This is a genomic window from Candidatus Goldiibacteriota bacterium HGW-Goldbacteria-1, assembly GCA_002839855.1.
In the GTDB taxonomy this organism is placed as follows: Bacteria; Oederibacteriota; PGYV01; order PGYV01; family PGYV01; genus PGYV01.
In genome coordinates, this window is record PGYV01000008.1 from 24,427 (window position 1) to 51,321 (window position 26,895).

Consider the following 26,895-nt stretch of genomic DNA (forward strand, 5'->3'; position numbering starts at 1 on the left):
CAGCTCAAAAATATATAAGAAAAACAGGGTATAATTTGGGGAATCTTCTTATTTCTCTTTGACTTTTGGTATTTTTCGTTTATTATACTAAAAAGCGGGATTATCCCCGTTCTTTAAATTAATGGAGGTTTTATATGGAAAAATTTGACATTGGTAAAGTGAAATTTGACGAAAAAGGGCTGTGCGCAGCGATTGCACAGGACTATAAAACAGGGCATATCCTGATGATAGCCTGGATGAATAAAGAGGCTCTTGAATTAACCCTTTCCACCCGCAAGGTGCATTATTGGTCACGCTCGCGGAACAAACTGTGGTTTAAAGGTGAAGAGTCAGGAAACGTTCAGGAAGTTAAAAATATATACATAGACTGCGACATGGACGCGGTTCTAATTAAAGTAAACCAGATAGGCGGGGCAGCCTGCCATGTCGGATATGAATCATGTTTTTTCAGGGAAATTAAAGAAAACAACGACATGGAAATACAGGGCGAAAAAGTTTTTGACCCGGAAATGGTTTACAAAAAAAAGGGATAAAAAATGGAATTTACCAACATAAAAGAGGTTTTAAAACTTTCAAAGAAATTCAATGTAATACCCGTTTATAAAGAAATGCTTGCTGACCTTGAAACGCCGCTTTCTGTGTACCTAAGAATAGACAATCCGGAAAATTCCTTTCTGCTTGAAAGTATAGAAGGCGGGGAAAAGACAGCAAGGTATTCTTTTCTTGGCCGCAGGCCTTACCAGACCTTTACCTATCAGAACGGCAGGGTAATACTTGAATATAAAGGCAATAAAAGCACGATTGATACAAAGGACCCTTTTTCCATATTAAAAACCATATTTAAATCATACAAAGCGGCAAAGATACCGGGCCTTCCGCCTTTTTGCGGCGGCGCTGTGGGATACGTGGGGTATGACACAATAAAGTTATACGAAAAAGTCCCTGACAAACCCAAGACAGACAATCTGAAATGGCCTGATATTTATCTTATGTTTACGGATATTCTTATTATCTTTGATAATGTTTATCACAAGATAAAAGTGGTGCATAACATACTTACGGATGAACACGACACTGAAAGCGATATCCGTAAAAAACACGCGGCCGCGGTTAAACGGATAGACTTAATAATAGCGGATCTTAAAAGGCCGTTAAAAAAGTTATCGTTTAAAAAGCACAAAGGCGCAATTGCCATAAAGAACCATACAAAAAAAGAGTTGTTTAAAAAAGCCGTGGCAGATACTGTGGCACTGTTAAATAACGGCGAGGCAATTCAGGTTGTGCTGTCCCAGCGGTTTTCCGCGCCTTTCAACGGCGACCCTATTCTTCTATACAGGGCGTTAAGGACAATTAATCCTTCGCCTTATATGTTTTTTATCCGTTTTGGAAAAAGGTACATAATAGGCGCATCGCCGGAAGTGATGGCAAATCTGTCAGGCAGGACAGCGGAAGTAAAACCTATTGCCGGCACCAGAAGAAGGGGCAAAACAGAAGCAGAAGACAAAATGCTTGAAGCAGAATTGTTGTCTGATATCAAGGAACGCGCGGAACACGTTATGCTTGTAGACCTTGGCAGAAATGACCTTGGGCGCGTGTGTGAAACAGGAACGGTAAAGGTAAATGATTTTATGGCAATAGAGCGTTATTCTCACGTTATGCACATAGTGTCTGATGTCACGGGCACAGTTAAAAAAGGGCTGGATGCGTTTGATGTATTTAAAAGCACTTTTCCCGCGGGTACGGTATCGGGCGCGCCCAAAGTAAGGGCGATGCAGATAATAGATGACATGGAAAATGTAAAGCGCGGCCCCTATGCGGGAAGCGTCGGCGTGATAGGTTTTAACGGGGATATGGAAACATGTATTTCTATCAGGACCATTTATCACGAAGGCAACAGGGCATACTTTCAGGCGGGCGCCGGAATTGTGGTGGACAGCGATCCGGAATTTGAATACAGGGAAAGTATGACAAAAGCGGCGGCTGTATTAAAAGCAGTTGAAATGGCAGCGAAAGCGGAGGAAATGTAAAATGGTGCTTATGATAGATAATTATGACAGTTTTACGTATAATATAGTTCAGTACATGGGTGAGTTTGAAAAAAATATTAAGGTATTAAGGAATGATGAGACAACGATAGAAGAGATAAAGAAACTTAATCCTACGCACATAGTAATATCGCCGGGCCCTTCATGGCCGGAAAACGCGGGAATATCCAAAGAGGTTATAACAAGTTTTATGGGTCAAAAACCCATACTTGGCATCTGCCTTGGGCATCAGTGTATGATAGAAGCGCTTGGCGGGAAGATAGTAAGAAACCACAGAATTATGCACGGCAAGGTATCGCCGGTGTTTCATGACAAAAAGGGTATTTACAAATCAATGCCCAGCCCTTTTAATGCGACACGTTATCACTCGCTTGTCGGTGTAAAGAAATCACTGCCAAAAGAACTGCTTGTAAGCGCGTGGACAAAAGAAGGGGAAATTATGGGGGTAAGGCACAGGGAGTTTAAGATGGAAGGCGTGCAGTACCATCCGGAATCCATACTTACCGAAGGCGGAAAGATATTACTTAAAAACTTTCTGACATGGAAGTAAAAAAGGTGAATATGAAAAAAACAATATTATGTCTTGCAGTTATGTTATTACCTGTAATTATTTTTGCGGAAGAGGTACTTACATCGAAAACTGATGTTACTCCGGAAGTTACGGCAGAAGTTGTGCAGACTCCGCCGGCTACACCGCCGGCCACAACGCCGGCCACAACGCCGGCTACACCGCCGGCCACAACGCCGGCCACAACGCCGGCCACAACGCCGGCCACAACGCCGGCTACACCGCCGGCCACAACGCCGGCCACAACGCCGGCTACACCGCCGGCCACACCGCCGGCCACAACGCCGGTTGTTGTGAAAACGCCGGAGGTTCAAACACAGGGTATTAAGCCGGTTAATCTTATTTTTGATGACACACAGCCGTATAAACTTAAACTATCCTGGGACGCGCAGATAAAAGACGGGGTAAATTACAACGTTTACAGAAAAAATAACGGTGATAATTATGAAAAAATAAATCCAACGCCTTTTTCCGGAACCGCGTATACGGATATAACGGTACAGCCGGGCGGTAATTATACGTATAAGGTTCAGGCTGTTAAGGATGAAAAAGAAAAAAAGGAATCAGCGGAATTAAATGTAACTCTTAAGGAAATGGAAAAAATTGTCCCTGATGTGCTTTTGTTTGAAAATCACGATGTTTCAAAGGCTGTTGTCAGATGGACGCCGTTAAAAGACGGCCTTACATATAATATTTACAGAAAAGAAAAAGAAGGTGCTTTTGTGATGCTTAACGAGGCGCCTTTTACGCAGAGCGAATTTACCGATGAAACAATAAGGCCCGGCGCCGAATATGCATACAAACTTGAAGCGCTGGATGAAAGCGGATTTAAAAGTTTGTCGGCGGAAAATATTTTTAAAGCCGCGGAAGTAACCCCTGCGGGAAAACCTTTAAACTTCAGGGCGTATCAGGATGTGGAGCGTATTATTCTTAAATGGGAAACGCCCATAAAAGGTTCTTTTGAAATAGCCGGATATAATATTTACAGAAGCACAAGCCCCACAGGGCCGCAGATGTATAAATTTGTTGAGGCGAAAAAAAATTCTTTTAATGATGAAGATGTAAAAGGCGGAATAAAATATTATTACTTTGTTAAAGCAAAGGATGTAAAGGAAAATGAATCAGAACAGACAGCTACTGAGCCTTGTATTGCTTTTCCCGGGCCAAGGACCGGGCTTATACTTATGCCGACGGCTTTCAGAAATGACATTTTTGATAACTTTGGGGTAAACGCGGATATGGCGTTTTCTTATTATATAGGTTCTATCTACGGAGAACACGACATAAACCTGCGTAAAGGCAATGATTCGTTTACCAAGATAGGCGTGTGGCTTTTATCCGCGGACATACGTCTTACCGCCCTTAACGAAACCGCAAATATCCCTTCGGTGGGTGTGGGTTACACGTATTCCATAATGCTTCAGGACAGCATAGGCAGTTCCGACACAACCGGCGTGGGGGTTACAATCGGCAGCAATGACAGGGATTCCTTAAAGTCCATGATGGGCACATACGCGGTGGTAAGCAAGGAATTATTCTGGGATTTTACTTTTCATACGGGATATATATTGGGTGATTACGCTTCTTTTATACCTTATCTTACGCGCTATGCCGATACGGACAGAAGAAATTTTAATTCTTATTTCGTGGGTTTTGGGCGGCCGCTTTTTTCAAAAATGGGAGTGGAAGTGGAATATGTGGTACCGGCAAATATTAACAAGAACCCCTTTCTGCCGGATACATATCTTATAAATACCCATATAGACAGGTTTATAAATTTTGATGTGGCGTACCTGAAATACCCGGGCGGATATGCCTGGTTGGGTTACATTAATTTCAGGTTTACAATTTTCCCTAATCCTTATAAGGTTCAGTAGGTAATATTATGCTATGTCCTCATTGCGGAGTGCAGATAAGCGATTACGCCAATAACTGCGGTATGTGCGGAAACTGTATAGACAGAGAGCAGCTGTACCGGCAGTTTATGAATAAAGGCGATGACGCGCTTGACCATTCTTTGGAAGCCTCTGTGGTTAATTACAGAAAAGCGCTGGAATTTATAGCCGATAAACCCGAAGGCTACATTAAATACGGAATTGCTTTAGAAAAGAAAGGCGACCGCAATGCCGCCAATATGTTTTTAAAAGCCATAGGGTTGGATTTTAAAAACGATCTGGCGCACAATCACATTATCTCCCTTTATGACCATTATGGTAAACTGCAGGATATTAAAAACTGGTATGAAAAAAACAGGACAGCGGCAAATTCTGAAATTATTGACAGGTACCTTAAGATAATAGCGGGGATAGAGCGCTTTAAAGGTAATGATGCGATTAAAATTAAGGGACAAAAAGGCGGGGAGTTTGTAAACGACCTTGCTTACAGTATGAAATCCTATTCCATGTCTAATATGGTGCTTCTTATAGTGGCAGGGCTTGGCGCGGCCGCGCTGGCAGGGCTTTTTATTTTTAAGATGGACACAACTTTTATAATGCTTTTTGCGGGGGCGTTTTTTACAGCGGGTCTGGGAACTGTTATTTTTACAAGGATGAAAAAGAAACCGGGAAAAAACAGGGCGGACGAAGAATTAAACCTTATGCTTAAAGAGTACGGAAAAAAGAACGAAAAAGACATCAGTTAATAAGCGATTTTAAAACTGTAAACTGTTTTTCCACGTTAACCTTTTTTGCAAATCCAAGGTACTTATTTGAAAGGGTATAAACTTTTGAATCTTCCAATGCCTGGTGAAAACCGGACTGTTTTTCCATTTTCTCTTCCAGAAGGGAAAAGGAATACATTGAAATTAAAAGGGCAAAGGAAATTATAAGCGCCGCGCCAAATGCCCTGTCCACAAAAGACAGCGCGAAGAAATCAAAGGCTTTAACCATTGCCATAAAAAAGAAAACCACCGCGGTGCTTGCGGTAAGAAATAAAAGGGTGTATGCAAGCAGAAGCCTTTTTTCCGGATCGCTGACAAATTTTAATATTTCCGCGAAAGGTTTATATCCCAGATTTGCGGTAATTATTCCCGCTAAAAGCGCGAAGGGTACCATCATTACAATCATACCGCGGGTTTTCCAGCCTATAAGAAAACCAAAGAATATTACGATACAAAGTATTATGTCTATGTAGTTCACGCCTTGCTCCCTTTATTTATTTGATAAAAGGATATTATCATAAATGGGTTTATACGTCAACGATGGCGATAATTAGAGATGTTTTAAAGTGTTGCTATATATGTTTTGTAATCAGCTGACGGTATTAAAAGATTCTTTGGGTGACGCGCGTGAATGTTATGGCAACTCCCGCATTCACGCAATTCACTCAGAAGAACAAAAGGTTTTGTAGGGACAGCGCATGAATGCGGGCGCTGCCATGGCATTCACGCTGTCCGAGATTTTTGTTATTGTATATTGACTATAAGTATACAAAGTGTATACTATATGTATACAAAAAACTTAAGTCAAAAGGCGGAAAAATGGAAGCGGCAGAGAAGTTATTGGTGCTGGGAGAAAGCGCTAAGTATGATGTATCGTGTTCTTCCAGCGGTACTGACAGGGCGGGAATTAAAGGGGGTATTGGCAGCGCGGCGAAAGCGGGGATATGCCACACTTTTACCGCTGACGGCAGGTGCATTTCTCTCCTGAAAGTATTGCTTACCAATAACTGTATTTACGACTGCGCGTACTGCATCAACAGAAGAAGCAATGACATTAAGCGCGCGGCGTTTACGCCGCAGGAACTGGCGGATATTACCATTAATTTTTACAGGCGCAATTATATAGAAGGGCTGTTTTTAAGCTCCGGCGTTGTGAAAAATGCGGACTATACAATGGAACTTATGGTGCGCGCGGTCAGGATATTAAGGCAGGAATATCTTTTTAACGGTTACATTCATATAAAAGCCATTCCGGGCGCGTCATCCGCGGTGCTGGATGAAGCGGGATTGCTGGCAGACAGGTTAAGCATAAATATGGAGCTGCCAAGCGATAACGGGCTTAAACTGCTGGCGCCGGACAAAAAAATGGCGGATATAACAGTGCCGATGGGCCATATAAAAGAGAAAATTCTGGAATCAAAAGCGGACAAATTCAGCAGAAAAAGTTTTGCCCCGGCGGGGCAAAGCACCCAGCTTATTGTGGGCGCCACGGGCGACACGGATAAGCAGATAATTTCTTTAAGCGAAAACATGTACAACGGCATGAATTTAAAAAGGGTGTATTACTCCTCTTACATCCACGTCAATGCTGACAGCAGGCTTCCTGTTTCCGTCAATTCGCCGCTTCTGCGGGAACACCGGCTTTATCAGGCAGACTGGCTGTTAAGGTTTTATAAATTCAAAGCAGATGAACTGCTTGATGAAGAACACCCCAATTTTGACACCCGTTTTGACCCGAAGGCGGCGTGGGCTTTAAGGCATATGGAACAGTTCCCGGTGGAAGTAAACACAGCGCCATACGAAACGCTTTTACGGGTGCCGGGCATCGGCGTGCGTTCCGCACAGCGGATTGTTAAAGCAAGAAGGGCATGCGCGATAGGCGTGGATGACCTGAAAAAACTTGGGATAGTGATGAAACGGGCAAGGTTTTTTGTAACGGCAAAAGGCAAAAGCGCGTTTGAAGGAAAGTTTTCAGGCAGGGTAATTTCCATGCGCCTGCTTGACGCTCCAAAGCAGTCATATGAACAGCTGTCGCTTTTTAAGCCGGAAACAATTTTGCTGCCCGCCCCGGAAGATAACCTAAAAAGTATAACAGGGGAGCTTTAGATGCAGAAAAGTTATGTATATGACGGTACCTTTGAAGGCTATTTAACGGTGTTGTATGATATTTTCAAATCAGGCGATGAACCCGCCTGTATCTGCAGGGCAAACACAGGAAACGCCACATTAAACCTTTTCTTTGATGAAAAACACACTGCTGCCGAAGAGAAAAAGTACCTGCTTATGAAAAAAGCAATTATTGAAAAAATAAGCAGCGAGACTTTTGAAAATACGGTCCACGCTTTTCTCTCTGAAATGCCGGACATTGAAATGCACATTTACAGGTATGTAAATACCGGCAGGGAAAAAGGCAGCGAGGTAAATAAACTGCTTGCGGATGATAACGTTATACCTGTCCTGCGCGCGGCGCAGCGGGTCACGCGCGAAGGCCACAGAATGCTGGGTTTTGTTCGGTTTGCCGACGCGGGGGGAATCTATTACGCGAAGATAAACCCTGATTGTAATGTATTGCCCGTGATTATCCCGCATTTTAAGGCGCGTTTTGGTTCGCAGAAGTGGATAATACACGACGTGGTAAGAAATCTGGCTGCGTTTTATGACGGGAAAAGATGCGCCATAAAGCCGGTGGAATCTCTGGAATTAAACGGCGCCGCCGATGACGAGGTAAAGTACGCGGATATGTGGAAGGCGTATTTTCAGGCAATGGAAATAAAGTCCAGGCATAATTCAAAGCTTCAGCGTCAGCTTATCCCGATGAAATACAGAAAAAACATTACGGAGTTTGACAAACAATAAATGTTCCTATATAACAGTATCATAAAGTAACAGGGGGTAAGGCAAATGAGAGATGCAATAAAAATAAGCGTAACGCTGCCCGTAAAATTGGTTGGGGCAATTAATGAGATGCAAAAGCAGGAAGTGAAATCCTGCAGTGCCATAGTAAGCGAGGCGGTAAGGATGTACTATATAAAAAAACGGATGGATTTTTACCGTCTGGACTTTTCCGCTGCCGGCAAAAAGGCGGGTATTGATACTTTGGGAAAAATAAATAAGGCTGTGCGTAAGGTAAGGGCGGCCGGTTCGGAAAAACTCCGTTCCTGAAACGGACATATTTACATAGGTTTTTGTTTATCCTGAAAAACGTTACCCTGCCGCAAATAAAATCCGCTTGAAAATTCCGCCCGTTGCTATATAATAATCCTGTCATTTTTTTCCACATTTTACTGCAAGGAGAATCCGGAACATGGCAAAAGTTAAAATTTATGTCACTCTTAAAGAAGGAATCCTGGACCCACAGGGAAAAACGATCGGCAATGCCCTTGAAAAAATGGGGTACAAAAACATCGAAGAAGTAAAAGTGGGAAAGTTTATTGAAATAGAGACAAAGGACGCCAAGTCGGCAAAGCTTGAAAAAGAAGTGGATGAAATCTGCGACAAACTGCTTGCCAATCCCAACATTGAAAAATACACATTCAAGGTAGAATAATACCCTAAGGAGCCTATGATGCCGGCAAAAGTGAAGTTTGGTGTAATAGTATTTCCGGGTTCTAACTGCGATGCCGACTGTAAATGGGCGGCAGAAGAACTTAACCAGAGCGTTGAATACATCTGGCATGATTCAAATAAATCCGCGTTAAATAAGTATGATGTAATAATAGTGCCGGGCGGTTTTTCTTACGGCGATTATTTAAGGTCCGGCGCCATTGCAAGGTTCGCGCGCGTTATGGACGGTATGAAGGATTTTTCGGAAAAAAAAGGCAAGTATGTAATTGGCATCTGCAACGGCTTTCAGATACTGCTGGAAGCGGGAATTTTGCCCGGCGCCATGCTTGTAAACAAAAACCTTAAATTCATATGCAAATACATCAACCTTTCGGTTGAAAATACCGACACCCCTTTTACAAGTAAGTTTGCCAAAGGGCAGGTAATAAAGGTTCCGATAGCGCATCAGGAAGGCAATTATTTTACTGATGATAAAGATTTAAACGGGCTTATTAAAAATGACCAGATTGCTTTCCGTTATTGTGACGCAAAAGGTAATATTAACGATAATACAAATCCCAATGGTTCGGTTTACGGGATTGCGGGAATAACCAATAAGCGCGGAAACGTGCTTGGAATGATGCCTCATCCGGAACGGGCAATGACGGTTCAGCTTGGTTCCACGGACGGCAGGCTGGTTTTTGAATCCATCGTAAATTACATCAAGAAAGCCTAAGGAGACCAAGATGGCGCGGAAAAAAGCAAAGAAAAAAACAGTGAAAGAAAAAGCCATGCAGATAGAATATAACGGCTTTGAAATCACGCCGGCAATAATAAAAGAACACGGGTTCAAAGAAGGCGAATACGAAAATATTCTTAAGATAATGGGGCGCACCCCCACTTATGTTGAACTTGGAATCTTTTCCGCGATGTGGTCAGAACACTGCAGCTACAAGCACAGCAAGACCACTTTAAGAAAATTTCCGCATAAGGGAAAATACGTAATTCAGGGGCCCGGAGAAAACGCCGGCATCATAGACAGCGGCACTGACCTTGCAGTGGCATTTAAAATAGAATCGCACAACCATCCGTCTGCTGTAGAACCTTTTCAGGGCGCGGCTACCGGCGTGGGCGGAATATTAAGGGATGTATTCACGATGGGCGCAAGGCCTGTGGCGAATTTAAATTCGTTAAGGTTCGGCAGCCCGCAGTCAAAAAACACCCAGCGCCTTCTGCCGGGTGTGGTTAAAGGCATCGCGTTTTACGGCAACTGCGTGGGCGTGCCCACTGTCGCCGGTGAAACAGTATTTGAAGACTGCTATGAAGACAACTGCCTTGTAAACGCCATGACAATCGGCGTGGTGGAAAAGAAAAAAATAATAAAAGCAACTGCCAGGGGAATAGGCAATTCCGTAATGTACATAGGGGCGGCCACCGGCCGCGACGGCATACACGGCGCCACTTTTGCGTCAGCTGAACTTACGGCAGAAACCGCGGAAAAACGCAGCAATGTTCAGGTAGCGGACCCGTTCATGGAAAAACTTCTGCTTGAAGCGACCTTAGAATTGATTGACCTCAATATAATGGAAGGCATCCAGGATATGGGCGCGGCGGGCTTAACTTCCAGCGGAACAGAGATGGCTTACAGGGGCGGCGTGGGAATAGAGCTGTGGATGGATAAAATACCCCAGCGCGAGAAAAACATGAACGCTTATGAAATAATGCTTTCTGAATCGCAGGAGCGCATGCTTTTGGTTGCCAAGAAAGGCAAAGAAAAAGCGGTTGAAAAGGTTTTAAATAAATGGGGTCTTCACGCGGTGGTAATTGGAAAGGTAATAAAAAAGCCTCATCTTGTAATTATTGAAAAAGGCAAAATGGTTGCGGACATGCCTAATTTTCCGCTTACAGACAGCAAGCACCCGCTTTTTCCGCTTAAACATCAGAAAGGCGTAAAACCAAAATACCTTGAAACCAGCAATATTAACCCTGATAAAATACATTCGCCGGAAGACCTTACAGGCACGCTTAAAAAACTTATCGGGTCGCCCAACATAGCTTCAAAAGCGGCAATCTGGGAAGAATATGACCACATGGTGCAGACAAACACGGTGACACTGCCGGGTTCCGATGCCGCGGTCATAGATGTAAAGGACAGGGATTTTATGATAGCCACGTCAGTTGACTGCAACGGCAGATATACATATCTTGACCCGTACAAAGGCGGCGCAATTGCAATTGCGGAATCCGCAAGAAACGTAAGTTGTTCCGGCGCGGAGCCAGCTGCATTTACCAACTGCCTTAATTTTGGCAATCCCGAGAATCCGGAAATTTTCTGGCAGTTTGAAAAAGCGGTGGAAGGCATGTCTGATGCCGCAACAGCATTAAAGACGCCTGTTATTTCGGGCAATGTAAGCTTCTATAACGAAAGCCCAAGCGGGGCTATTTACCCCACACCTACAGTGGGTATGGTGGGATATATAAAAGGAAAAGAAAAAAAGTATGTGAAACAGTATTTTAAAAGTAATGACGACGCCATACTTATGATAGGCCACACCAAAGACGAAATAGGCGCTTCTGAATATTTAAAAGTGGTGCACGGCCTTATAAAAGGGCCTGTGCCTGATATTGACCTTGCCCTTGAAGTAAAGGTGCAGAAAACAGTGCGCGACGGCATAAAAGCCGGCCTTGTAAAATCGGCCCACGATATTTCCAAGGGCGGACTTGCGGTAACCATTGCTGAATGCTGCATAACCGGAAAAATACACGGCGACCCGATGATAGGCGCGTATGTGGACCTGCAGAGCGACATGAGGCCGGATTCGTTATTATTCGGCGAGACACAGTCCAGAATAATTGTAACGTGCGCGAAAGCGGACGTTCATAAATTAAAAAAACTTGGCGCCAAAAATAACGTGATAATAAGCGAGATTGGCAAAACCGGCGGTGAAAAATTGATAATAAATATTGACTGGGCGGCCAAATCAAATTCAAAGAAAATTTCCGTGTCAGTGCAGGAGCTTGAAAAAATATGGTCAAACGGAGTAAACCAATATGTGTGATTGCATGGATCATCCTAAAGAAGCCTGTGGCATCGTGGGTGTATACGGCCACCCGGAAGCATCTACTTTAACTTATCTTGGGCTTTACGCGCTGCAGCACAGGGGGCAGGAAAGCGCCGGCATAGTGACTGTTGATGAAAACAGCAGGGCGCGCGAAATAAAAAGCATGGGCATTGTTGCTGATATATTTGACGAGAAAAAACTGTCGTTTTTAACCGGAAGCATGTCCATAGGCCACGTCCGTTATTCAACAACCGGTTCATCCGTTATTGAAAATGCGCAGCCTATAAAGGTTGACTATGTAAAAGGGCCTCTGGCTGTTGCGCACAACGGCAACCTTGTTAACGCGGATGTAATAAAAAGCAAGCTGGAAGAAGACGGGTCCATATTTGAATCCACCGCGGACAGCGAAACCCTTGTCCATTTAATTGCAAAAAATAATAAACTGGAATTCGTGGAATCTGTAAAAAAATCACTTGCGGAATTAAAAGGCGCTTTTTCTTTTGTGGTCTTAAACAAAGACTGCCTGATAGCCGCCCGCGACCCAAACGGGTTTCGCCCGCTTGAAATAGGAAAACTTGACGGCGCGTACATAGTGGCGTCAGAGACCTGCGCGTTTGACCTTATGAACGCGGAACATATAGGCACAGTGGAACCGGGAGAAGTTGTAATTTTTGATAAAAATGGAATGAGGTCGGAAAAGTTCGCGGAGCGCGGAAGAAGCGCAATGTGCATCTTTGAATTCATATACTTTGCAAGGCCGGATTCATATATTTTCGGCAGAAACGTTTCTGATATCCGTAGGGAACTTGGAAGGCAGCTTGGGCGCGAATCTCATGTGGACGCGGATATTGTAATACCGGTTCCGGATTCAGGCGTATCAGCCGCAATAGGTTATTCTGAAGGCACGGGTGTTAAGTTTGACATGGGGCTTATAAGAAACCATTATGTGGGCAGGACGTTCATTGAACCTTCTCAGAATATCAGGGATTTTGGCGTAAGGATAAAATTAAACGCGGTTAAACCGCTGTTAAAAGATAAAAGGGTTGTGGTTGTGGATGATTCCATAGTCCGCGGCACGACAAGCAGAAAGATAATAAAGATGATAAGGAACGCCGGCGCGAAAGAGATTCATTACAGAATATCTTCGCCGCCCATTTATAACCCGTGTTTTTACGGAATGGATTTCCCCACTAAGACAGAACTTATAGCCAACAGCCACACATCTGAAGAAATAAAAAAATATCTGCGCGTTGACTCTTTTGCGTATCTTACAATTGACGGGCTTATAAAATCAGTATCCGGAAGAAAAGACAAGTTCTGCATGGCATGCTTCGACGGCGACTATCCCGTAAGCTTGGACGTATCAGGGGATGTGAATAAGATTAGATTTGAAAAGTGTTAAATAGTATCAGTATTTGTAGTGTTTTATAGATTTTGTAGGGACAGCGCTCCCGCGCTGTCCGTGTTTTTAAAATAAATAATAATGCCAGCACATATAACTTTTATCTAATCTTGTCCTTTATTGTAGAGGCATAATATATTACGTATCGGAACGGGACATGCCCAAAAATTGCGAGTTTTATATAAAGATTAAAATAATAATCGTATTTTTTGAAAAAAGTTGGTTAAGAGTTTTAGATTTAAAGTTAAGTTGTTAAAAACTGTGACTATATCCCAGTGTAAGTATATTAACGGTGTTGTCAGGGAGATAAGAAATGCGGTAGTTAATAAATATTCCTCCCCAATCAAAATCCATGCTTGTATATAAACCCAGTACAAAAAGTCTTATAGCTATATAAGGTTTGTCATACTTAATAGTATCAGAATAGAACATTGTATTGTCTGCGTCATCATAGTATTTATCTATATCTGTTTTACTTTCGAAGAAGATATAATTTGGTCCATAAGACGGGCTTACTTTAAGAAAGTCAAAAAACACAAAAGTATATCCCACAGAAGGAATAATACTGAAAAAACTGTTTTGTGTTTCGGTTTTTATTGTAAAATTCGGGGGTGAATATTCCAGGTAAGGCCTTGGTAGTGATGCGTTCCAGGACTTGTGTTTTTTGATAAAATTATAACTTAATGAAAAATCTATAAACAAATTTTTATTTTCTTGGAAGTAGTGTCTGTAAGAAATGCCATTAAAAACACCCAATATGTTTGTTGATATCTCATTACTATCCGGCAGTATTAAGCCGGATTCTATTGAAAAACTGTTATTAGCATATACCCGTGTAAATGCTGTAAATAATAATAAAATAAAGATTATATTTTTCATTTAAATATGTTATCATAATTTAATGTTTTTTGAAACTAAAAAATGAAGGGTTTAGGGTGATGAAACTAAAATTATTTCTATATATTATTTTTATTCCTTTGATTTTAGGTGGGTGTTTTGATACTCAGGGTGTGCCTCCAGATTATCCTTTTGGTCAAGAATTATGGAACTTTGAAGATAATGGTATATGTAGGTCTGATGGGTATATTTCTGTTTCTTATAATATCTTCACTGGATCAGGCTTTTGTGGTGAAAAATTATTATTGGAGAATGATACTGATATTAAATTAGATTGTGGTATTCAGGTTGATCTACCAGGGAATACGGAAAATCAGAGTTGTATTGAATGCAATAGAGAGACAAATTATTTTTCGGATTCTTATAGAGAAGAAAACATGAATTCAACGTTTCCTGATAGGATTGGTAAATTAAGGATATTTATTAAACCAGTCAACGAACCTGGTGGTTGGAATCCCACAACTACTGTTTATAAAGATTTTGATATTGCAATGCCGTTTAAAATGAGCGATCCACCGGAATCGAATAATTTCGCTTGGAGTCGTGCGTTAAAAATACCAATTGATCCAGCCTGGAAATTTGATGATAAAGATGAGCTGACAGTTTATATTCGATTTGCTATAGAACGACAAGATAGATTGTCTCAAATCTATAAGTGTCAATATTTGGGTCTGTTAAATTGGCAATGCATATCTTGGAAAGCGCATAAAAGAGATTATAAATACATTGAGCAAATGATTACTTTAAAGAAGAATGTAAGTGATTGTATTGAACCGGCGAAATTACCTTATTGTTCTCCTTTGATATATTCAACACCAAATCCTACACTTACAGCTGTTTATGTTATGACCGTATCTGCATATAACACAATGGTTTCAGTTCGTGATACCCAAACTGCGACCGCCCGATTATCTTATACACCTACCCCGACTTTTGATTCTGATGAATATATACAAGGTGAAATAAATGCCACAAAAACTGCAATTGCAGAGCAATCGGAGCAAACATATTTAAATGCAACAGAAACGATGATTCAAGAAGTTTTTGAATCTATGAGAGCAACTCAAACAGAGGTTGTACAGGCGACAGAAACTGCATTAGCGAATGCTACAATGACAGTAACTATTACAGATAGTGATTATTTTTATGTTGAATATTTTCCAGAAAACGCGAATGATTTTGTTAAAGTTCATTATATGTTGTACAATGCTGCAAGCGAGGTGAAGGTACAAATAAAGAGCGGGGAAACGGTAGTTCTTGAAAAAACTGATTTAAGCAAAGCCATTGGTGAAAATATTTGGACATGGGATTTTAAAAATAATGAAGGCGTTATAGTAAAACCATGGGAATATGAATTAGTAGTATTTGTTAATGGTTTGCCGATTCAAAGTATTGAAGATACCCCCTGCCGCATAGGTGTTTTCAATAATAATGAGTTTAATGTTGAATTCAAAACGGAGAAAAGTTCTTTTGCGGTTGAGTGTACTCCTGTAGATAATTCGGACGTATTTAGAAATCCTTATCCGGGTCCACAACATCAGTCGAAATATATGGGTGGTTTTAAAAGTAATTTTCTAGGAACTGATCTTTACTATCCTTCAAGAATAAAAAAAATATATTACAAAGATGATAATTCTCTAGTGCTATTTAATTCGGAAAATGCTGAGGAAGTGACGGTTAATTCATTTATGTATTTGGGATATACTACGACATCATATTCAATTGCGGTTCAACAGCTGCAAAGAATGCTTAATATTGTTTTGACTAGTTATAGAAATTATATTGGTGAAGGTGTTTTTGATTATACTAGAATTAAACAAGATGGATTATGGGGAAATGATTTGAATTCTGCTGTTGAAAAGTACATACAGTATCGTAGAATTATTAAGCGTGATCTTGCGTTTGGGGAATATTCAAATGTAACGGATGATATTTTACATATGTATCATAATTTAGGTCCGCTTTCTCCTCAATTGGTTACTGATTATTATAGAAAGTATGTTGTTAATTCTGCATTTCTGGAAGTGTTAATGGAAGAAGCTAAGATTTATGATAACATAACTCCGTTTGATCCCGAATATGATGGAATGGCTTTTCGAGATAGTTTATTTGATTTAATTGATTCATTAAGTGCAGATTTTTCGATTAGGCCTGAAAGTATTGAAGTTAATATGTTTGCTGCTTTTTTAAAAGCGATTATTCAAAAAGAATCGTATTTTATTCATATGAGAAGTTGTGGGGAAATCACATTTTCGGCTACTAAAGCAAGAGGGTATGGGCAGCTTACTGATGTGGCTATTACGGATGACAGAGGGAAAACGAAAGATTATTTAGAAGAACCAGTTGGAGAGAAAGTATATCAATCACAAATTAATCTTGGTTTTACGGCAAGGTTTTTAGCACAGATGATTGATGACACGTATTATTCTTTTCCAAGTAGTACATATAATCTAGATAGTTTTAAAAGAATTAAATTAGCAGCAGCTTTTTATAATACTGGAATGGGTTATGTTGTAACGAATGGATTCAGTATTTTCAAGTATTTAGGTATTGATACTCCTGCGGAATTCGCGTCATCGAAATATAGTAACGATGTGGAAAAGGTGGTTGAAGCGGCAATTACTAAAATGACAAATGCCAATAAAACGACTGTTTCAAAAGTGGTAGGTACAAGGACATATACGATAAAGCTAAGTAAATTGCAAGAGTTGAGGAGTTACTTAAATGCGATTTTTATTAATGAGACCAGATATTTGGGCGATACAAGCATAAGTTATAATGGTTATTATGGTTATTATCTTTCAAATTCTGATGATACGACTTTTAAAAATACATATTTTGGGAGGATTGCAAATTGAAGAAAATATATATGTTGTTATTTATGTTTGTGTTAACTTGTAATCTGATTGCAAATAAAACTATTTCGAGTCAAGATAATCAGGTAATCATCAGGGAAGATTTAAATCAAGATAGTGTAATAGAATCAATAGTTCAACCTGTTTCTGTTCATGATAAAGCTCAAATAAAATATTTAGATAAAAACAATGTAGAAAAGATTATTGAAAGGGATATTGCTGAACTAAATGGACAAGAAACTGATGGTGTTGTTGAATATATAAATGTGATAGGACCAAGTGATAAAAAAAGTGTTATTTATTGTGGTAACTTGTACAGGGTCCACGAAGAACGTGATTATTTGGCTGGTTTTTTTGTGACTATTTACAAGTTTAATGGAACGGATTTTCGTCGTGTATATGAAGCGAATGTAGATTATAGTATTGATGTTAGCAAGCTGAAGAGGGTACAGAAGAGTTCAAAAGGCGGGTTAACGGAAAAGGATTCAATTAAATTTGTATTAGTAGATCAAAAAAAAATGTATCTACTTGTTCAAGGTGATGTAAATGCATATGTTTTTGATGAAGGTGGTTTAATTAAAACTATTAAACTGCAAAAAAACACTGATGAAATAGATTCGTTTGTTTATATAAAAAAAGATGATGAGATTAAACTTATTATAAAGAAATTTGGGATGAATAAAATTAAGATTTGGTCGTCAAAGACAAATACAATTGTAGACTATTTTACAATAGAATCAGAAGAACCTATAAGTACTTTTATGGGTTATGATACAAATGATGAAATCATGGTGCGTGTTAAAAAAGGACTTGAATACAGGATGAAAAAAATTAAATATGACAAAATTCAAAAAAAGATTAATGAAATTTCAGAGGAAAAGTATGAAAAAGTTTATTAAAATAGTATTTTTACTTATTATTGGTATTTTTTTAATGAATTCATTTGCATTCGCGGAAATGCAAAGAATGAAATATGACGGTAAAGAATTATATATAGATAATTTAAAATGCATAAAAGAATTTAAAAATATTCTTTTTAATGGTATACAAGATGTTGCTGTGGTTAAAGTAAATGGAGATCCTTTGGATGACGCTACAGGTAATGAAACGTCATCAATACCCACCGCTTTTGCTTTGGATAGAACGGGTTATGTTATTTGGAGTTCATTCAATGATAAAGATGATAAATTTAAATTTGATGTAACTAATGTTAAAATGGTATTTCCGCAAGGTATGGCGTGTGATGCCACGGATAAACTTATTGTTACAGATACGTATAATGATAGACTATTAGAATTTACAATATCGATTAAGAGAGATGAGAGTGACAATAAAGTTGGAATAAAATTGGAACAAACTGCAATTTATGGCAGTACTGGAATAAATTTAGGTGCTTTTGATAGACCGTGGGGTGTTTGTTATGATTACGATGGAAATATTTATGTAACAGATGTAAATAATTTTAGAATTCAGAAATATAATAAAGATAATTCTACGTGGTATTCTTTTGGTGAGGGAAAAGGAAAAGGAAATTTTAAATTTAAATTTATTAGCGATGTTGCTGTCGATAGGAATGGTAATATTTTTGTTTGTGATAATGGTAATAACAGGATTGTAAAGTATGATGCTAATTTTAACTATCTTGGTGAAACTCAAGGTGTTGACGGGGCAGGTAATGTTTTAAATAAAGGATATAACAAATTGGATGTCGATAATTATGGTAACGTATATGCGATAGTGTCTTCGAAGGGAATGGTATATGTTTTGGGAAATAATCTTACTGGTATTTCCGAATCGTTTCAATATACGACTGCGAAATCGGTAGCTGTCTGTAAAAAAACAAATAGAATAATTATTGCGGGCGAAATGCAAGGGCACATATATAAGATTGGTGCTACAATAAAAAACGCATTTCTTTCTTTTAATACTATTTGGTCAAAAACAAACGGTAGTGAGTATTATAGCAATGATTCGAAAATTAATTTTGATGTTACAACTCCGGGTGGTGTTTTAACAATAAAAACGTATCGATTAGGAGATTTAACGTCAGGAGTTGTTAATTTTTTTTCTTCGTTATTTATTCAACCACCTCAAATAAAGAAAAGTGAAAGTTTTGGTTTCGTAACTTCTAATAATTATACGATGAGTGTTTTACCTTTTGACCAAGAGGGGGTAAAGTATCCTGAGGGTTTATATTCTTGCAGTGTGAATATAGAAGATAGTATTTTTCCTAACATGTCTAATAATGAAATATTAAGTTTTAAAATTATTTATGATGATATTCCGCCTGTTGTTAAAAACATATATATATTTGATAGGGAAGCGGTAGATGAAAGAAACGGCTATATTTTTATTCGTTCGGACGCCAGATTTGGAATACAAGCTATTGACGAGGACAATTTTTCTAATACGAGAGGGTACATAACGAATAATGGTTCTGGAATTAAACAGTATCAGTATTGTGTGGGAAGTGGTACAAATTGGAGTGAATGGAGAAACGTTTCGAAAAAAGAAGCTAAATTTAGTTTGCGGGATACGGATGGAAGTTATGGGATAAATAATATAGTGTATTTGAAATGTCGTGCGATAGATAATGTTGACAATATTGGCGTGGAATATCAATATGAAAAACCGATTCATATCGGATGGGAAAAAATTAATAATTTCTGGGCGGATGGGGTTTATAAGGTAAGTGATACGGAAATTTGGTTTCGTGGCGGGAATATTAATAAATTTAAAGATAATAGGGAAAATAAAAACGTAAAATTAAAGGATGTTTATCCCTATAATTTGTATGACGATGTAATGAGATATAATGGAAAAGAATTTGAATTTATAGCACTTGATGAGGCTAAGATTCTACCCGAAAATATTATTGGTTACAGGTCAGGCGTTGATCCGGGCGATGATGGATTCTTTGATTATGATATTTGTGTTCCTAAATCCCGTTTTGTAGTTGGTTTGGACAAGTATGTTTTTGGTCCTTTGAGTTATTGGGATAAAAGGGGGACGGTAAAAAACTATTCTAAGTATACGGAAATAATGAAAACTAATAATGGGCATCTTCATGATGACCAATTCTCAATGGATGCGGCTCTTAATATTTACGACGCCGTGTATCCATATAAAGCTTTTATTGTAGGTACTGACGGTAACATATATGGCGTTGATGAAAACTATAATGTAAGTTCCCCGCTACATTCGTTTGGTACGCAGTTAACCAAAATTAAAATCGGTGAAAACGGATTGTATTATGTTTTATCAACAGATAAAAAAATATATAGAAATAACGCTGTAAATGATTTGGTTAATTGGACGCAAATAAATCCGGATACAGCCTATAATTCCATACTTACTGATTGTCATTTTTTTTCTGACGGTTCGGGATGGGTTCTGGGTCAGAGCGGTATTATTGGATTTTATGACGGTGCTGTCTGGGATTTTTCTTATTCCAAGGTATGGCCAAGCAATGTTACGATGAATTGTATTTATATGAAGGATAAAGATACAGGATGGATAGCCGCAGGGGGAGGAAGGCTTTTTCAGTGGAATCATAATACAAAAATCTGGGATGAAACAATTCCGTGGCCTGATTTTACCGGAAATTATACTTTTGTTGTTGCTGACAAAAATACCCTTTGGATTGGCGGCGCTGTAGCGGCAGAATTTAACATGGAAATTAGTAAAATTTTTGAGCCGGCAATACTGTTAAAGAGCACAATTGGTAAAGAATATATACCTGTCAAAAGGCCGGTTGGATTGGAAGTTGTTTCAAGACCAAATAGCATAATGCTTTCATGGAAGCCGGGGGAAAATGGCGAAGATTATCAAATTATTGGTTACAATGTTTACAGGGGAGAATATGACAATAATGCAGGGCTTAAAAATGCCGGTTATGAAAAATTAAAATATTTACCCGGCAACTCGTTAAACTATACAGATACCGGCGCAGATAAACCGTTAGACCCAAATAAACAATATTTTTATGCGGTAAGCGCAGTCTATGGTAATGATGGAGTAATAAAAGGTGAAACGTATTATTCCAATGAAGGTTTTGGAACTCCCAAGGGCTCTTCGTGGAAAAGCGCGGGCACGGACTTATATCCGATGTGGAACTTTACTTACAGGGGAACAAATCAAATAGCGGAAACTTTTAACGGAACAAAATCCATACACGATAAATTTTTTGCGGGTAATATTTATTTCATGAAGTATAGCGAGTATTCAGGAATGTGGGAAAATGCCAATATCCCGCATCCATATACCACGGATATAACAGATGTCGTATTTGACAGTTTATCTGCAAGCGCAACCGGCATGCCGTATATGTTTGATGTGGCGTCAAATGGTAAGGCTTACGCTGCTGATATTAATTTAAGGGATAATGTTTGGGAATATGATGGAAGTGTATGGAGGCTAATATCACCTTCAAGCAGAATTATAATGCCCGGAACTTCAAAAAACATAATAAAAGATATCCGTACGCCGGGTGAATCTTTGTGGTTATCGCTAAATTCCATGAATGGCAAAGCTGCCGCAAAAAATCTTGGGGCGTTGGGTTTTGCGATATTTGACGGTGTTGATTCCGCGACAGCAAGCGGTATTTTAAAAATGAAAAGTGACACATATGGCTGGACAACAAAGGGAGTGCTTGATAATGGTTCTTTTAACGCGTTTCCGGCCCGGCCTTCTACTAATATAGTTTATTATATTGCCCCTTATGCCGGTTCTTATTCTTCGAATTTTGATTTATACAGCAGGGTTTATCCTGAAAAAAACGGTTCAGTTTATAATTTATTCTGTTCTACTGATTTTTTAAGAAGTGGAACTCCACAAAAATTAGGTTATGGTATTTCAAAATGGAACGGGGAAAAATGGAATTTTCAGTATATAGAGCCTCATCTTAGTTCATATGAAAATTTAAGTTCTGGCTACAGCAGAATTGCTGATTTTGCGTTCCGTTCATCCACGGATGGATATGCCCTGATAAGGCGTATGAATTCAGGTGTTACAGAGGCTGAATCATCGGCTGTTTTGCAGTATAACGGTACAGGCTGGAGCAGGTCAGAACTTCCCGGAGACCTTGATGTATACAGCACAAATATAGAAGGTAATAACGCAAAAGATTTTATAGCTGCAGAATACGGGCAGATACTGGAAAGGGACAGGGTAATGGTGACTGTTACACCGCCATTAACGCCCGGTGTTACTGTTTATAGCACTCCTCAGCCCACCGGATATGTTCATTTAGTCTGGCAAGCTGTGTTAAATACAGGCAGCGAAATAAACGGATACAACATATACAGAAAATATGACAATGAAGATTTTATTTATGTGGGCACAACTGATAAGAACACAACAGAATTTTCAGATTATCGTTTTATGACGGTAAAAGGCGACTATACTTACAAAATTACCGCTTTTGACAGATTTGGTAATGAAAGCGAAGCGTCACAGGCACTACCCGTGAATATAGGTTATTTATATACCCCGACTTCTACGCCTTCTGTCATATTCACGCAGACGTTTACACCAACATATACAGCAACACCGGCAAATGTTGCATGGGCTCAATACGGGCATGACACAAAACATACGTTTAAAAGTAATTATGCGGGTTATGCGCCGGCCGCGCCCACTGCGGTTACCGGAGTTAATGTTGCGCTTAATTTCTATGCTCCTGACAATATCGGCGACATTGTTGCGGATAAATCAGGAAATATATATTTTCATACAACGGATGAACAGCAGAATTATATATTCAGAATAAGCGCAGCCGGGGAAATGGATTATGTTATTACAAGAAACGGCACGAATTCCGGAATAGGCCTTTCAGAGAATGGAAACCTGTATTATTCAGTTTTTGACCCGTATCCGTCACCCACAACAGGGCTTACATCCTATGCCGGTTTACACGCAATGGATGCTATTTCCGGCGAAAACAGATGGAACATAAGCAATGACTGGTTCTCTGACCATATGCAGCCGGGGGATGGTGTGCTGTATGCGTATTCAAGAAGCAACGGAATAAGAAAAATAAGTGACAATGTTACATCGGCAACGCCTATATGGAGCGCGGGAAGGGCATTGTGCCAGCGGATGACCGGTAATAATGCGGCAATAGATGGCGAAGGAAATGTATATTTTACGGAACCTGTCAGTGTATCAGGATGTTTAAGTCAGAGCGGAATAAAGGTTGTGAAATATAATTCCGCGGGCGATAAAATTAGCGAAGTTTCAATAGAGCAGACGGGAAAAACTTTTGAATATGAAAATTCAGAAATTCTTATTGATGACCAGAATTTATCCGGCAATTCCCTTTATGTGCGTGTAATTGATAACAGCAATAAAATATATTATGTGGTTATAAATACGGCTTTAAGCGCAATCAGCAAATTTATTGATACGGGCTTAATATATTCGGGCAGCAGCAGATATCCGCTGGGTGCTATAGGGAATAAAGCAAGCGCCCGTGGATTGTATTATCTTGCAAAGTATAATGCAAAAAATACCGTTATGTTCTATTCGGCGGGAACGTCAAACCCTGTGGCAATAGGAACAACAGGGACATACCTTGGTACTGATGATATTTATTATTCCGATATGATACTTGATAAGAACAATGACATATATATCGGAAATGAAACAAACATGTATAAGTTTACATCTTTGGGTGCGGTTAAAATGAAGATGGATTGTGTAGGCAACAAAAAGGCCGCAATAATAACGGGAAACAGCAGAGTTTATTTTGACAATAACCGGCAGATAATAGGATTAGGCAATGGAACGGGTATTTCTCCGCTTCCTACGGCAGTTAACGCGCCTATAACTGCGTGGGTTTCTATTGTTGGAAGTCAGCTGGTTTTAACATGGAACGAAGTGCCGGGCGCTGTAAGTTATAATATTTATAAGGCTGCCAGCCCATATCAGCAGATAAACGCAGAACCTGTAACCTCAACTTCTTACGAAGTTTCAGATCTTGAATCCGGCGCATTGTATTACTTCCTTATCACATCGGTTGATGAATATGAACGCGAAAGCAATATTTCAAATGAAATGCAAGTTATATACGGTACCGCGACTATAACTCCTACAGTGACACCCACAATTACGCCTACGCCGTATCCCACAACCGGTACACATAAACTGGACTTAAAAGTGGCAAACGCGCAGGCTGATAATGACTGCAGCGCGAATGGAAGCACAAGCAAAGAAGCGCATTTTGATTTTAAGATAGTCAATAATGACAGTGTGGCTGTTAACATTAATACGCTTAAGGTGAAAATGTGGTTTAAAGATACCAGAAATGTCGAACAAAATGGCTTTTATGGCGGTGAATTAAAGGATGCTTCGGGCAACTGGATAGCCAATGTAAGCGGTTATGTAAGCGTTAATAACTCATCTCCGTCGCCTGAATGTTCAATAGAATCAGGCAGATATGCATCCAAAACCGCCGTTTTAATATTTACCACGGATTATAATCTTCCGGCAAACGGCGGGTACGCCAACAGCCTTGACGGTAAACTATATTTAAATACATGGCATGATCCTTTTGATTCCGGTTGTGACGATTATTCCAGGCTTGGTACATCAAATATATATGCCGATGACACGCATTTTGCGTTGTACGAAAATGATATTCTGGTGACAGAATGGTCCAACTCATCTGGATATGACATCAACACGGGAAAAGAACCGTGCTTGCCGCCTACGGCGACAATAACCGCAACATTCAGCGCAACGCCTACAGTGACAGAAACAATTTACGCAAGCTCAACGCTTACAAATACAATATCACCGACATCCACCGATACCCCTGTTTTAACAGAGACTCCGACATTTACTGTTTCACCTACAGGTACCGATACCCCAACAGAAACTATTACGCCAAGCGTAACAGAAACAGATACTGAAACGTCCACGGCAACGGTTACAGAAACTACAACTGAAACCGCGACCGAAACAAATACGCAGACAGTAACTGAAACGGTAACTGATACGCCTTTTGTGACTGCAACCCCTACTGCTACTGTAACAGAGACGGCAACGCCGTATGAAGGACTGTCAGAAGCGGTTGATAATTCAAATCTGGAAATATTTACAGGCGGCCATGCCGGCTGGTTTAAAGATACACAGGAATATAATTATGACGGTGACAGCGCGAAAAGCGGCATAATAACTCATCAGCAGAGATCTGTCATGCAGACAGAAGTTACGGGTTATGCTAAAGTTACCTTCATGTGGAAAGTTTCTTCTGAATCCGCTTATGATTATTTGGTATTCAGTGTTGATGATACGGTAATTCACAGTATAAGCGGAAATGTAAATTGGAAAGAGGAAGTCTGCGAAATTTCCGCAGGCCCGCACACGCTTAAGTGGGAATACATAAAAGACGGAAGCGTAAATTACGGAGAAGATTGCGGATGGGTTGACAGGGTGCAAATAATACAAACAACACCGACGGCAACATATACAATAACAGAGACGCGTACAGAAACTCCAATAGTCACAGAAACACCGACATCCACATTGACAGCCACGCAGACAATGACGGAAACCGTAACAGAGACTTCTACTGAAACAAACACGGCTACCATAACAGAAACCGCTGTGGATACTCCGTTCTGTACTGAAACGCCGACAGCAACTGTAACAAACACAAATACTGAAAGTGCAACTCCAAGCATTACACAGACGCCTACAGTAACAGGTACGGCAACTGTGACTTCAACGGCGGTGCTTGACAGTTATGAACCGGATAACAGCTATAGCAGCGCTAAAACGATACAGCCGCAGGAAACGCAGGTAAGAAGTATCGCGCCTGCCGGCGATTCGGATATTGCAAAGTTTACGCTTACAGCTGATTCCAATGTTGTAATTGAAACAAGCGGCAATTTAAGTTCAGATACCGCAATGTGGCTGTATCAGGAAATTTCGGGGGAAGAAATAAACCTGATAGCTTTTGATGATGATAACGGGACCGGAAGATATTCAATGATTGCCACAGTGCTTGAGCCCGGAACATATTACATAAAAGTGGAAAAATACGGCAATGATGAAGATATATATGAATATTATCTTAAGTTGAATGCTTCTGCGGTGCCGACAGCAACGCCTACAATAACCATTACCGGCACAAATACCGGAACGCCTACAGGAACGTGTACAATGACAGGTACGCCCACCGGTACGGCTACAGAGACTGCAACGCCTTCTATGACAGGAACGTGCACTATTACAGTTACTTATACACAGACTCCCACAGAGACGGCAACACCTTCAATAACGCAGACCCACACGGCAAGCCCGACAGTCACGGCAACGGTATGCCTGAACCTGAATGTCACTTACAGGGCTGCGGATATTAATGACAATACAAATTCTCCGCTGCCGCAGTTTATGATAATAAATAACAGCCCTAATGCAATAGATATCAATAAGATACAGGTAAAGTACTGGTATAGGTTTGAAGGGACGGGAACAGAAACGTCTTATGTCAATTCTGTATTAAGAAGCGGAACTCACATTGAAGGTGATACAACGTGTACAATAATAAGCGGCAGTTATCCTTTACAGCAGGACAGATATCTGTTGGTATCGTTTGGGACGCAGGCGGGCAGTCTGGGAAATGGCGCACAGGATTATCTTGAAATCAATGCGCAGTTTCATACAGATACATGGAGCTCGTATAACCAAATTAATGACTATAGTTTCTTAAATTCCTCGGCATATACGGCAAATTACCATTTAACTGTTTATTATGATGGGCAGCTTGTTTGGGGACAGGAACCAGAGGACAGCCCGCTGTAGTGAAGATGTTTGTTATAAAAAAAGTTTGTGAATACTATAAAAACAGAGGTAATA

Annotated in this window: 17 protein-coding genes and 1 pseudogene; 15 read left to right on the forward strand and 3 right to left on the reverse strand. The window is 40.0% G+C overall.

The window, feature by feature from the left end; genetic code table 11:
* Positions 1-134: 134 nt before the first annotated feature.
* From CVV21_09400 to CVV21_09410, 3 genes are read left to right on the forward strand one after another with little or no spacing between them, the layout of a single operon-like run.
* Positions 135-533, forward strand: a complete 399-nt coding sequence (locus CVV21_09400; protein ID PKL91011.1) for a phosphoribosyl-AMP cyclohydrolase — start codon at positions 135-137, stop codon at positions 531-533.
* Positions 534-536: 3 nt separating this feature from the next.
* On the forward strand, positions 537-2,027 hold the full coding sequence (trpE, locus tag CVV21_09405; GenBank protein ID PKL91012.1) for an anthranilate synthase component I: 1,491 nt from the start codon (positions 537-539) through the stop codon (positions 2,025-2,027).
* 1 nt (position 2,028) lies between these two features.
* Positions 2,029-2,595, forward strand: coding sequence for an anthranilate/aminodeoxychorismate synthase component II (locus CVV21_09410; protein ID PKL91013.1), 567 nt, complete (start codon positions 2,029-2,031; stop codon positions 2,593-2,595).
* Between the two features lie 131 nt (positions 2,596-2,726).
* Here CVV21_09410 and CVV21_09415 read toward each other — a convergent pair.
* Positions 2,727-2,819, reverse strand: a pseudogene (locus tag CVV21_09415) (hypothetical protein).
* 87 nt (positions 2,820-2,906) lie between these two features.
* On the opposite strand from CVV21_09415, the gene CVV21_09420 reads away from it, so the two are divergent.
* Positions 2,907-4,490: a hypothetical protein gene (locus CVV21_09420; protein PKL91014.1), complete on the forward strand. Its 1,584-nt coding sequence runs from the start codon at positions 2,907-2,909 to the stop codon at positions 4,488-4,490.
* Between the two features lie 62 nt (positions 4,491-4,552).
* Complete coding sequence (locus CVV21_09425) at positions 4,553-5,254, forward strand: hypothetical protein (protein ID PKL91015.1); 702 nt, start codon at positions 4,553-4,555, stop codon at positions 5,252-5,254.
* Here CVV21_09425 and CVV21_09430 read toward each other — a convergent pair.
* The gene (locus CVV21_09430; GenBank protein PKL91016.1) at positions 5,247-5,750 is read right to left on the reverse strand and encodes a hypothetical protein; all 504 of its coding nucleotides are present in this window, start codon (positions 5,748-5,750) and stop codon (positions 5,247-5,249) included. The genes CVV21_09425 and CVV21_09430 overlap by 8 nt on opposite strands.
* A 341-nt stretch (positions 5,751-6,091) precedes the next feature.
* Here CVV21_09430 and CVV21_09435 point away from each other — a divergent pair, with 341 nt between their 5' ends.
* The 7 genes from CVV21_09435 (at position 6,092) to CVV21_09465 (ending at position 13,279) form a co-directional block, all read left to right on the forward strand.
* Positions 6,092-7,378, forward strand: coding sequence for a putative DNA modification/repair radical SAM protein (locus CVV21_09435; GenBank protein ID PKL91017.1), 1,287 nt, complete (start codon positions 6,092-6,094; stop codon positions 7,376-7,378).
* Positions 7,379-8,128, forward strand: coding sequence for a hypothetical protein (locus CVV21_09440; protein PKL91018.1), 750 nt, complete (start codon positions 7,379-7,381; stop codon positions 8,126-8,128). It begins immediately after the preceding gene.
* A 45-nt stretch (positions 8,129-8,173) separates the two neighbouring features.
* Positions 8,174-8,434 (forward strand): hypothetical protein, encoded by a 261-nt coding sequence (locus CVV21_09445; protein ID PKL91019.1) that lies wholly within the window; start codon positions 8,174-8,176, stop codon positions 8,432-8,434.
* A gap of 142 nt (positions 8,435-8,576) precedes the next feature.
* Complete coding sequence (locus CVV21_09450) at positions 8,577-8,819, forward strand: phosphoribosylformylglycinamidine synthase subunit PurS (GenBank protein PKL91020.1); 243 nt, start codon at positions 8,577-8,579, stop codon at positions 8,817-8,819.
* A 30-nt stretch (positions 8,820-8,849) separates the two neighbouring features.
* Positions 8,850-9,551, forward strand: coding sequence for a phosphoribosylformylglycinamidine synthase I (locus CVV21_09455; GenBank protein PKL91151.1), 702 nt, complete (start codon positions 8,850-8,852; stop codon positions 9,549-9,551).
* 55 nt (positions 9,552-9,606) lie between these two features.
* A complete protein-coding gene (locus CVV21_09460) occupies positions 9,607-11,874 on the forward strand; it encodes a phosphoribosylformylglycinamidine synthase subunit PurL (GenBank protein ID PKL91152.1) in 2,268 nt (755 codons plus the stop codon).
* A gap of 4 nt (positions 11,875-11,878) precedes the next feature.
* Positions 11,879-13,279 (forward strand): amidophosphoribosyltransferase, encoded by a 1,401-nt coding sequence (locus tag CVV21_09465; protein PKL91153.1) that lies wholly within the window; start codon positions 11,879-11,881, stop codon positions 13,277-13,279.
* A 252-nt stretch (positions 13,280-13,531) separates the two neighbouring features.
* Here CVV21_09465 and CVV21_09470 read toward each other — a convergent pair whose 3' ends face one another.
* Positions 13,532-14,158, reverse strand: coding sequence for a hypothetical protein (locus CVV21_09470; GenBank protein ID PKL91021.1), 627 nt, complete (start codon positions 14,156-14,158; stop codon positions 13,532-13,534).
* Between the two features lie 59 nt (positions 14,159-14,217).
* On the opposite strand from CVV21_09470, the gene CVV21_09475 reads away from it, so the two are divergent.
* From CVV21_09475 to CVV21_09485, 3 genes are read left to right on the forward strand one after another with little or no spacing between them, the layout of a single operon-like run.
* Positions 14,218-17,034: a hypothetical protein gene (locus CVV21_09475; protein PKL91022.1), complete on the forward strand. Its 2,817-nt coding sequence runs from the start codon at positions 14,218-14,220 to the stop codon at positions 17,032-17,034.
* Positions 17,031-17,930 carry a hypothetical protein gene (locus CVV21_09480; GenBank protein PKL91023.1) on the forward strand — a complete coding sequence of 300 codons (900 nt, stop codon included), beginning with the start codon at positions 17,031-17,033 and terminating at the stop codon, positions 17,928-17,930. The genes CVV21_09475 and CVV21_09480 overlap by 4 nt, the downstream gene beginning before the upstream one ends.
* Positions 17,869-26,841, forward strand: a complete 8,973-nt coding sequence (locus CVV21_09485) for a hypothetical protein (protein ID PKL91024.1) — start codon at positions 17,869-17,871, stop codon at positions 26,839-26,841. Before CVV21_09480 ends, CVV21_09485 begins: the two co-directional genes overlap by 62 nt.
* Positions 26,842-26,895 lie beyond the last annotated feature (54 nt).

Coding starts and splice junctions, on each gene's coding strand:
- CVV21_09400 (PKL91011.1), top strand. CDS start 135: ATGGAAAAATTTGACATTGGTAAAGTGAAATTTGACGAAAAAGGGCTG.
- trpE (PKL91012.1), top strand. CDS start 537: ATGGAATTTACCAACATAAAAGAGGTTTTAAAACTTTCAAAGAAATTC.
- CVV21_09410 (PKL91013.1), top strand. CDS start 2,029: ATGGTGCTTATGATAGATAATTATGACAGTTTTACGTATAATATAGTT.
- CVV21_09425 (PKL91015.1), top strand. CDS start 4,553: ATGTGCGGAAACTGTATAGACAGAGAGCAGCTGTACCGGCAGTTTATG.
- CVV21_09435 (PKL91017.1), top strand. CDS start 6,092: ATGGAAGCGGCAGAGAAGTTATTGGTGCTGGGAGAAAGCGCTAAGTAT.
- CVV21_09440 (PKL91018.1), top strand. CDS start 7,379: ATGCAGAAAAGTTATGTATATGACGGTACCTTTGAAGGCTATTTAACG.
- CVV21_09445 (PKL91019.1), top strand. CDS start 8,174: ATGAGAGATGCAATAAAAATAAGCGTAACGCTGCCCGTAAAATTGGTT.
- CVV21_09450 (PKL91020.1), top strand. CDS start 8,577: ATGGCAAAAGTTAAAATTTATGTCACTCTTAAAGAAGGAATCCTGGAC.
- CVV21_09460 (PKL91152.1), top strand. CDS start 9,607: ATGCAGATAGAATATAACGGCTTTGAAATCACGCCGGCAATAATAAAA.
- CVV21_09465 (PKL91153.1), top strand. CDS start 11,879: ATGGATCATCCTAAAGAAGCCTGTGGCATCGTGGGTGTATACGGCCAC.
- CVV21_09470 (PKL91021.1), bottom strand. CDS start 14,158: ATGAAAAATATAATCTTTATTTTATTATTATTTACAGCATTTACACGG.
- CVV21_09475 (PKL91022.1), top strand. CDS start 14,218: ATGAAACTAAAATTATTTCTATATATTATTTTTATTCCTTTGATTTTA.
- CVV21_09485 (PKL91024.1), top strand. CDS start 17,869: ATGACAAAATTCAAAAAAAGATTAATGAAATTTCAGAGGAAAAGTATG.